The sequence below is a fragment of the Flavobacterium beibuense genome, from assembly GCF_004151245.1.
Classification (GTDB): Bacteria; Bacteroidota; Bacteroidia; order Flavobacteriales; family Flavobacteriaceae; genus Flavobacterium; species Flavobacterium beibuense_A.
This window is the reverse complement of the sequence record NZ_JUIW01000015.1, coordinates 1-5903: the sequence shown is the minus strand read 5'-3', so window position 1 is coordinate 5903 and position 5903 is coordinate 1. Positions and strand designations below refer to the sequence as shown.

General features: G+C 47.0%; 2 tRNA genes and 3 rRNA genes. All 5 read right to left on the bottom strand.

The annotated features are described in order from the left end of the window. Positions 1–45 precede the first annotated feature (45 nt). Positions 46–154: ribosomal RNA gene (gene rrf / locus NU09_RS16995) — 5S ribosomal RNA — on the bottom strand. 136 nt (positions 155–290) lie between these two features. Continuing rightward, positions 291–3171: ribosomal RNA gene (locus tag NU09_RS16990) — 23S ribosomal RNA — on the bottom strand. Between the two features lie 132 nt (positions 3172–3303). After that, a tRNA-Ala gene (locus NU09_RS16985) sits at positions 3304–3377 on the bottom strand. A gap of 99 nt (positions 3378–3476) precedes the next feature. After that, a tRNA-Ile gene (locus NU09_RS16980) sits at positions 3477–3550 on the bottom strand. A 143-nt stretch (positions 3551–3693) separates the two neighbouring features. After that, positions 3694–5210: ribosomal RNA gene (locus tag NU09_RS16975) — 16S ribosomal RNA — on the bottom strand. Together the 16S, 23S and 5S rRNA genes with 2 tRNA genes alongside form the textbook arrangement of a ribosomal RNA operon. Positions 5211–5903 lie beyond the last annotated feature (693 nt).

Below are 5903 nucleotides of genomic sequence, written 5' to 3'. Positions count from 1 at the left end.
TACAAAACAAAAAACCCTATCCGGTTATGGATAGGGTTTTCAAAAGAAAGGCGGTGACATACTCTCCCACAAGATGCAGTACCATCTGCGCAGGCGGGCTTAACTACTCTGTTCGGAATGGGAAGAGGTGAGCCCCGCCGCAATAACCACCTTAAGTCGTTATGTTGCTTTGGGCAACAGGATTACAGGTAACTAGTAACTGTAAACAAATATCTTAACATACTGAGATAAATAATAATATACTTTTTATTAGAAAGTTTCTCCCCTCCCCCTGGAGGGAGGGAAAGAGCGTACATAAGCTTACGGGTTATTAGTACTACTCGACTATGACATTACTGCCTTTACATCTATAGCCTATCAACGTGGTCATCTTCCACGACCCTTAAAAGAAATCTCATCTTGTGGTGGGTTTCGCGCTTATATGCTTTCAGCGCTTATCCCTTCCAAACGTAGCTACTCTGCGGTGCCCCTGGCGGGACAACAGATACACTAGAGGTTTGTCCAACTCGGTCCTCTCGTACTAGAGTCAGATCCACTCAAATTTCTAACGCCCGCAGTAGATAGAGACCGAACTGTCTCACGACGTTCTGAACCCAGCTCGCGTGCCACTTTAATGGGCGAACAGCCCAACCCTTGGGACCTTCTCCAGCCCCAGGATGTGACGAGCCGACATCGAGGTGCCAAACCCCCCCGTCGATATGAGCTCTTGGGGGAGATCAGCCTGTTATCCCCGGCGTACCTTTTATCCTTTGAGCGATGGCCCTTCCATACGGAACCACCGGATCACTATGCTCTACTTTCGTACCTGATCGACCTGTATGTCTCTCAGTCAAGCTCCCTTATGCCATTGCACTCTACGCACGGTTACCAAGCGTGCTGAGGGAACCTTTAGAAGCCTCCGTTACTCTTTTGGAGGCGACCACCCCAGTCAAACTACCCACCAAGCAATGTCCCGCACAATGTGCGGTTAGGCCTCAGATAAGCAAAGGGTGGTATTTCAACAATGACTCCACAACGCCTGGCGACGCCGCTTCAAAGTCTCCCACCTATCCTACACATCACTTATCCAAGGTCAATACTAAGCTATAGTAAAGGTGCACAGGGTCTTTTCGTCCCACTGCGGGTAATCGGCATCTTCACCGATACTACAATTTCACCGAGCTCATGGCTGAGACAGTGTCCAGATCGTTACACCATTCGTGCAGGTCGGAACTTACCCGACAAGGAATTTCGCTACCTTAGGACCGTTATAGTTACGGCCGCCGTTTACTGGGGCTTCAATTCAATGCTTCTCCGAAGATAACATCTCCTCTTAACCTTCCAGCACCGGGCAGGTGTCAGGCCCTATACCTCATCTTACGATTTTGCAGAGCCCTGTGTTTTTGATAAACAGTCGCCTGGACCTTTTCACTGCGGCCAGCATTGCTGCTGGCGACCTTTCTCCCGAAGTTACAGGTCTATTTTGCCTAATTCCTTAGCCATGAATCTCTCGAGCACCTTAGGATTCTCTCCTCGACTACCTGTGTCGGTTTACGGTACGGGTGCTTATAATCTAAGTTTAGAGGTTTTTCTTGGAAGCCCTTAGGTACACTATCACTTTGTCCGAAGACTCCGTGTACTATCGCATTTCACCAAAACCTGCGGATTTGCCTACAGGCCTTATAGCTAGGTGCTTCAACGAACTATTCCGTCAGTTCGCGGTACTTTCATCACTCCGTCACCCCATCACAATTATAAGCAGTACGGGAATATTAACCCGTTGGCCATCGACTTCCCCCTTCGGGTACGCCTTAGGTCCCGACTAACCCTCAGCTGATTAGCATAGCTGAGGAAACCTTAGTCTTTCGGTGTGCGGGTTTCTCGCCCGCATTATCGTTACTTATGCCTACATTTTCTTTTCTATCCGCTCCAGCAATACTCACATATCACCTTCGACGCTGAATAGAATGCTCCCCTACCACTTACGTATAAACGTAAATCCATAGCTTCGGTAGTATACTTATGCCCGATTATTATCCATGCTCGTCCGCTCGACTAGTGAGCTGTTACGCACTCTTTAAATGAATGGCTGCTTCCAAGCCAACATCCTAGCTGTCTGGGCAGACAAACCTCGTTTATTCAACTTAGCATACATTTGGGGACCTTAGCTGATGGTCTGGGTTCTTTCCCTCTCGGACATGGACCTTAGCACCCATGCCCTCACTGCTGGTAAACATTATATAGCATTCGGAGTTTGTCAGGAATTGGTAGGCGGTGAAGCCCCCGCATCCAATCAGTAGCTCTACCTCTATATAACTATATCCAGCGCTGCACCTAAATGCATTTCGGGGAGTACGAGCTATTTCCGAGTTTGATTGGCCTTTCACCCCTACCCACAGGTCATCCGAAGACTTTTCAACGTCAACCGGTTCGGACCTCCACTATGTGTTACCACAGCTTCATCCTGCCCATGGGTAGATCACACGGTTTCGCGTCTACCATTACTGACTGAAGCGCCCTATTAAGACTCGCTTTCGCTACGGGTCCGTGACTTAATCACTTATCCTTGCCAGCAACGGTAACTCGTAGGCTCATTATGCAAAAGGCACGCCGTCACCCCACTAAAGGGCTCCGACCGCTTGTAGGCGTATGGTTTCAGGATCTATTTCACTCCGTTATTCACGGTTCTTTTCACCTTTCCCTCACGGTACTGGTTCACTATCGGTCTCTCAGGAGTATTTAGCCTTGGCGGATGGTCCCGCCGGATTCAGACAGGGTTTCACGTGCCCCGCCCTACTCAGGATACCACTATGTATTATATCTCTTACTCATACAGGACTATCACCCTCTGTGGTGCAACTTTCCAGATGCTTCTGATTCAATTTACATACAATGTCGTGGTCCTACAACCCCAGTATTGCCGTAACAACACTGGTTTGGGCTAATCCGCTTTCGCTCGCCACTACTCACGGAATCACTTTTGTTTTCTCTTCCTCCGCCTACTTAGATGTTTCAGTTCAGCGGGTTCGCCCCCTATCGGGTACTATATCTTCAATATAGTGGGTTGCCCCATTCGGATATCTGCGGATCACATCGTATGTGCCAATCCCCGCAGCTTTTCGCAGCTTATCACGTCCTTCTTCGCCTCTGAGAGCCACAGGCATCCCCCATACGCCCTTATTTTGCTTATTGTACTTTATATGTGCGTTATTGCTAACACACAACTGTGCTTTCTATATTTTTCTACTTTGTATTTATCTCAATATGTCAATGAACGTGTGGCATCTCGCCACTGACAAAAATATCAGCGACTTTAGCCGGATGTGGAGAATATCGGAGTCGAACCGATGACCTCCTGCGTGCAAGGCAGGCGCTCTAGCCAGCTGAGCTAATCCCCCATTCTTCTTTTTTGAATGTTGAATTTTGAATGTTGAATTAATATCCAATCCTCAACTTCCAGAATTTCCTTTTTTTACCTAAAATAAGAAGAGATTTAGTAGTCCCGGGCAGACTCGAACTGCCGACCCCTACATTATCAGTGTAGTACTCTAACCAGCTGAGCTACGAGACTATATTTCTTTAGAATCTTACCTACTTAGCAACTCAGTTACTCAGCAGCTTTCTTCCAGCTCTCTTACTTTAAATTTTTGAACTAACAGCGAGAGTAAGTCTTTTACTTATCACTCATTACAAACCTTGCGATCGTGTCTCTAGAAAGGAGGTGTTCCAGCCGCACCTTCCGGTACGGCTACCTTGTTACGACTTAGCCCCAGTTACCAGTTTTACCCTAGGCAGCTCCTTGCGGTCACCGACTTCAGGTACCCCCAGCTTCCATGGCTTGACGGGCGGTGTGTACAAGGCCCGGGAACGTATTCACCGGATCATGGCTGATATCCGATTACTAGCGATTCCAGCTTCATGGAGTCGGGTTGCAGACTCCAATCCGAACTGTGACCGGCTTTATAGATTCGCTCCCTGTCGCCAGGTGGCTGCTCTCTGTACCGGCCATTGTAGCACGTGTGTAGCCCAGGACGTAAGGGCCGTGATGATTTGACGTCATCCCCACCTTCCTCACGGTTTGCACCGGCAGTCTTGCTAGAGTTCCCGACATTACTCGCTGGCAACTAACAACAGGGGTTGCGCTCGTTATAGGACTTAACCTGACACCTCACGGCACGAGCTGACGACAACCATGCAGCACCTTGTAAAGTGTCCGAAGAAAAAACTGTTTCCAGTCCTGTCACTCTACATTTAAGCCCTGGTAAGGTTCCTCGCGTATCATCGAATTAAACCACATGCTCCACCGCTTGTGCGGGCCCCCGTCAATTCCTTTGAGTTTCAAACTTGCGTTCGTACTCCCCAGGTGGGATACTTATCACTTTCGCTTAGCCACTCAGAATTGCTTCCGAACAGCTAGTATCCATCGTTTACGGCGTGGACTACCAGGGTATCTAATCCTGTTCGCTCCCCACGCTTTCGTCCATCAGCGTCAATGTATTATTAGTAACCTGCCTTCGCAATTGGTATTCCATGTAATATCTAAGCATTTCACCGCTACACTACATATTCTAGTTACTTCATAATAATTCAAGCTCTACAGTATCAATGGCAGTTCGACAGTTGAGCTGCCGGATTTCACCACTGACTTATAAAGCCGCCTACGGACCCTTTAAACCCAATGATTCCGGATAACGCTTGGATCCTCCGTATTACCGCGGCTGCTGGCACGGAGTTAGCCGATCCTTATTCTTACGGTACCGTCAGCCCTCTACACGTAGAGGGGTTTCTTCCCGTATAAAAGCAGTTTACAATCCATAGGACCGTCATCCTGCACGCGGCATGGCTGGTTCAGACTTGCGTCCATTGACCAATATTCCTCACTGCTGCCTCCCGTAGGAGTCTGGTCCGTGTCTCAGTACCAGTGTGGGGGATCTCCCTCTCAGGACCCCTACCCATCATTGCCTTGGTATGCCGTTACCATACCAACTAGCTAATGGGACGCATGCTCATCTTGTACCGAAGTTCTTTAATATAGAAAAGATGCCAGTTCTATATACTATGGGGTATTAATCCGGATTTCTCCGGGCTATCCCCCAGTACAAGGCAGATTGCATACGCGTTACGCACCCGTGCGCCGGTCTCAAGGAAGCAAGCTTCCTCTACCCCTCGACTTGCATGTGTTAGGCCTGCCGCTAGCGTTCATCCTGAGCCAGGATCAAACTCTTCATCGTATATTTTTAATATTTTTACGATCTTTTTTGCTAGGTCTGTTTTTTTCGATAAATCGAGTTTCTTACTCTCTCTTTATGCTGTCAATCCAATATGTCTATGAACGTGTTCTTCTGTTTTGTTTCGCTTCAGTCACGCAGCCTCTCGGCGTTTGTTTCTCAAAGCGGCTGCAAAAGTACAACTTCTTTTTAATCCCGCAAGCTTTTTTCAAAAAAAAATTTCTTTTTTATTTCTAAAGCTTTTCCGTTAAAGAAGCAGTGATTGCGGCCAGTGTTTCATTCCTGAAACGGGAAGGCAAAGATACTATCTTTTTTCCCTAACCTGCAAATCTTTTTTCCTCTTTTTTTTCGGATTTCTTTAAGACTTACTCCTTATTAAAGTAAAGCTCAAATTGCGGTATCATTATCTCAAAGTACGTCGCTCGTTTTGCGGTTGCAAAGGTAGACAAGTTTTTCATTTCTGCAAATATTTTCTGAACTTTTTTTTCGAAGCCTTTTTAAGCTCCTCCCTTTATTTAAAAGGGTTTCCAGTTAATATCACTCTCTAAAAGAACTCGCTGTTATTGCGGGTGCAAAAGTAGCAAACTTTTCTTTTCTCACAAACTTTTTCCGAATTTTTTTCTGATTATTTTTTCTCAGTAACCCCACCTATATAATAAGCGGTCCGGTAAGCTGTTTTTCTAAGAACGTGTGCCT